4 protein-coding genes are annotated in these 4,001 nt (G+C 67.0%); all 4 read right to left on the minus strand.

The window, feature by feature from the left end; translation table 11 throughout:
* Positions 1-176, minus strand: a 176-nt coding sequence (locus ACH4YL_RS38105) for a DUF2637 domain-containing protein (RefSeq protein ID WP_398512161.1), incomplete at its 3' end; no start/stop codon positions are given.
* A gap of 364 nt (positions 177-540) precedes the next feature.
* The gene (locus tag ACH4YL_RS38110; RefSeq protein WP_398512120.1) at positions 541-1,701 is read right to left on the minus strand and encodes a hypothetical protein; all 1,161 of its coding nucleotides are present in this window, start codon (positions 1,699-1,701) and stop codon (positions 541-543) included.
* A 470-nt stretch (positions 1,702-2,171) separates the two neighbouring features.
* Positions 2,172-2,603, minus strand: a complete 432-nt coding sequence (locus ACH4YL_RS38115) for a hypothetical protein (protein ID WP_398512121.1) — start codon at positions 2,601-2,603, stop codon at positions 2,172-2,174.
* A gap of 114 nt (positions 2,604-2,717) precedes the next feature.
* Positions 2,718-3,842 (minus strand): hypothetical protein, encoded by a 1,125-nt coding sequence (locus ACH4YL_RS38120; protein ID WP_398512122.1) that lies wholly within the window; start codon positions 3,840-3,842, stop codon positions 2,718-2,720.
* Positions 3,843-4,001: the final 159 nt, after the last annotated feature.

Genomic DNA, 4,001 nt, shown 5'->3' on the forward strand with positions numbered 1-4,001 from the left:
AGCACACAGATGCCCGCGTCGATTCCGATCGGGAAGACGACGGCGAAGTTGCCGAAGCCCTTGTCCGCGGCGAGCTCGCGCACGGCGGCGTACGAGCCCGCGAAACCGATCGCGGCGATGATCACCGCACCCGTGACGACCAGGCCGATGAGTATGCGGTGCGCAGAGCCAACCACCCCTAGCGGAGTCTCAGTCCGACAAGGACCCGCGTTGCTCACGTTCCTGGGCTGCGCGGGCCGGGAGTTGGCCAGAGACATAAGGGCTCCGGGAGACAGGTGAGCCACCACGGTAGGGAGGTTGCCCGATCCATGAGTAGTGCACTGGTGCACACTCTGGGGCGCGCCGCCTTTCGGACATGCACAGTCGCAGATAGCCGCCCAGGAACGGCGCCGCGCAGATCTTGAGGGCAGGCCGGGAGGTTCGTGCGGAGCCTCTCGGCGCGGATGCCTCTACGCGAACAGTCTGCGATAGGGCAGCGGCCGTCCGCAGCGGGCAGCTCTGCGAGTTGACCATGCTGGTCTTTGCGCGGATCGCAGATCGCTACGGCGGGATGGCAGTTGCCCCGGATCGTGTCGGACTGCCAACGTGCGTCAGGGAAGAGCCGTGCGGGTGAGGAGCATTTCGGGTGTGTTTCGCCGTGCACAGGCTGCACAGGCCGTCGCCGGCAGGATGAGCGCGACGAGGTGTCGGACCGGTACATCCCCTGCACGGCGGCCAGTCGAGACAGGCCGGGCACAGTTCCGAGCCGGGTGCGGTGCCAGGGCTGCCGCAGCCCGAGCACTCAACCAGCGCCCGGAAGCCAACGGCTTCGGGCACGGATCGGTCGGGGTGCGTCCGCCGTGCATCGCTGCGCTCGGGGGTCCGGGTGGTGGTGGCAGCCAGGTCCTGGGGCGGGGTGAGGTGGCGTACGGCCTTGAGGCGCGCAGCAATGATCGCACCGACCGACCTCCGAACCGGCTGCGGCAGCGGACGCGAGGCAATGACCTGCTCCAGGTGAGCGGCCGCCCACCCGGCCTCCAGTAGCTCGTCGATAACCTGTCCCTGGTCGTGGAGTGCCTGGCCGGTCAGCAGCAGTTCGGGCCGGCGTGCACCGATCGCCAGGAGGAGGTCCACCCCCGGGGTGACGCATGTGCCCTCCCCTGCGCTCGCGGGCGGCGATGGCCGCGGCTCCTGCCGCGCATCCTCCGGATTTGAGTGTTCGCCCTCGTCACGGAAGGACGGAAGGACTTCCTGAACATTCTGGTCGATGTGCTTCTGCGGTCTGGTGTTCTTTCCCTCTCGGTCAGCCTTCCCTGGATTACCCAATCCCGGTTTTCCCGGTCCTGGTCGCTCCCTGGGGTCTGGAGAGTCTGCTGCAGGCGCCTCCTGTTCCGTCCGGCCGCTCGCGCAGGTCGGCACGTCCGTTATGACGTAGGCGGTTTCACCGAGAGTCCCATCCCCCTGACGCACCCGTTCCCGTCTGAGATAGCCGAACTGCTCCAGCTCTCGCAATCCGGCACTCACCGCATCCCGGCCGTCTCGGCCCGAACGCGTCAGCTCACCGATCGACACTCGCCAGCCGTCGCGGTGCGTCGAGATGAGACCGAAGATGCCCTTCGCTTTGAAACTGATCCTCGTATCACGAAACAGGGCGTTGGCAATCCGGGTGAAGTGATCCACAGCCATTTCGCCGCGGCGGACGCCTCCGCCGTCCCGCATCACTTCTCTGCTCCAACGCAACCCGGAATGAGGCAATAAGGGCCAACCCGCAGGAGTGGCAGCAACGCCCTGCCGATAGAAGGCATTTGATACCCGGCCTGGAGGCGGCATGGCGGAGCAGCCGCGGCCATCAGGCCTCCAGCCTGGAGTCCTTCCTGCGCCAAGCACTCCCGCCCTCGCGCACCCCCGTTCCTCAGGAAGCAGTCCTGGGCCGGCAACGGAGGAGAATCGCCCAGGACTTTGAGCTGATCACCCACCTGGTGAGTGGACCAATAGGCGGCATCACGGAACGAGATCGAGGAATCCCAATGATGGGCGCCCATCCCCCGCCTCGGAGCACCACCCCTCGGCTCCGAACACACGATGCAGACATCGCCGACGTTTAGCGTATCGACGCATCCAGAGGCTTCTGGGCTTGAGACGAGACCCCGCATGAGGACCGACGATATGAAGACAGGAACGCTCTCACCACTTCACGGCTGCACAGTCTTTTCAGCACACGCTACGGCTGTGCACAGTCCCTTCGACATTCCAGAGGGTTGGACGGTGAAGCGTCTGGGGAGGCCCGAAGAAGCGAGGAGTGCAATTGCGTCTTCGATCAGGACAGTCGCCTTACGCTGCGATGGGATGACCGGTGCTGGCACGTCCAGGGCACGGGCGGCCGCGGCGGTGACCGATCTGGCGTGGTCGGGCAGATGTCGTGCGGCCCAAGCGGCAGCCGCCTCGAGGAAGTCGACCAGGTCGCGCTCCCGGTCGGCGAGCAGGCGGCGCACTTCGGCGACGGGCAGCTCGATCACCGAGCTGTCGTCCTGATCGGCGTCGACGGCCAATCGGACTGTTTCGTCGCGGCGTTCGGCAAGCGGCGATGGGTCGTGGCCGAAGTAAGCCCGGCCGTCGCCGTCCACGACCTCAAACCAGTCGCGCCGCTCCTCCAGACCGTTGCAGCAGCCCGGCAGGAAGGCGGCGCCGGTGGTGGTCGTAGATGCACCCGCTGATGCGCCGGATTCCTCGGGCTGTCCTCACCGACTCGGACTGCCCGTGGTCGTCGCTGCGGTCAGCGAGCGAGTGATCACCACTTCGCTGGAGTCGACAGCGGCTGAGAGCGCACGATACAGCTCGTCCTGGAGAGCCCCCGCTTCGAGACCACAGGCCCGCACCAAGTCCTCGCAATCTTGTATCTGACGGTCCGTGGCGAGTGCGATGAACAGAGGGTGCGCCAGGACCTCGTGGGCCGCGTAGCCGTCGCCTGCTTCCGTGGCGCGGCGTACCAGATCCTCCACGAGGCTACGGGATCCGGCGTGCTGGGAGGACGCGACCGCATCGAGGGCAGTAAGTCCGAGGCCGATGTCGAAGACGGTCAGCCCCGGTTTCGCTTCATGGCTCAGGTAGGTGTTCACCAGGTCGGCTAGGCAGTCATCGTCGTGCTGTCCTGCCTCGCAGCGGCACAGCGCGGTAAGGCTGGCGGTGACACGTTGCTCCCATGGATCACCAGGAGCCGTACCAGTGATCAGTTCCTCGGCGCGGGCAGTGTCGCCCACGGTGAGGGACGCGACTACGGCGACTTGACGCCCGTCGAGCATGCGTGTGCCCACGCCCCGGTGCTGCTCGATATGGGCCAGGGCCTCACGCCAGCGTCCTGTGGTGGTGAGGGTGCGCGCGCCGTCAGCCAGGAGAACGCGCCACAGCCACGCGTGCACGTCCCGTCGGTCCTCGGCTGTGCGAATGAGGTCGGCCGGGACGGTGATGCCCTCGAACACAGCCGCTTCGCCCGCGCCAACGGCTGCGAACAGGTCCAGCAGTCGCTGGCGGCCGTCGTCGGTGCGGCCGGCACGGATCTGCAAGCGGGCCAGGTTGACCAGAGGTTCCAGCCCACGAATGGCACTCATGGCGGGCAGGGGGCACGCGTGCAGGTAGGCCGCGGCGTGCCGATGGCACATTGATCGGGCGAGGTCGGGAAGGCCGAGATCGGAGGCGAGAAGCGCCGCCTGGTTGTAGACGGCAGAGGCCAACCCCTGCTTGCCCTGTTTCCCCGCTCTGTCGGCCAGTTCGACCAGGGCCCGCACACGGGCTGGCAACGGCAGGCAGGCGGGCCGGAATCGGGCGACGAGCGGGAAACGCCTTGCTATCGGGCCGTGCGGATCCATGTGTCCCCCAGAGGCGACAGTGGCGCGATGGAATGGGTACGAACCGGTGGTGCCCCGCGGCCCCCCCCCCCGGCCCCACCAGCATGAACAAACTGGGGGCCAACCCGCCCCGCGCACAATATTGGGGTAAGCGGGGGTATGAGGGCCAAAATGGTGGGG

It is taken from the genome of Streptomyces sp. NPDC020681 (genome assembly GCF_044334895.1).
In the GTDB taxonomy this organism is placed as follows: Bacteria; Actinomycetota; Actinomycetes; order Streptomycetales; family Streptomycetaceae; genus Streptomyces.

What these genes read in the sequence shown, in the direction of transcription:
- ACH4YL_RS38120 (WP_398512122.1), bottom strand. Translation starts at nt 3,842, where the DNA reads ATGGATCCGCACGGCCCGATAGCAAGGCGTTTCCCGCTCGTCGCCCGA.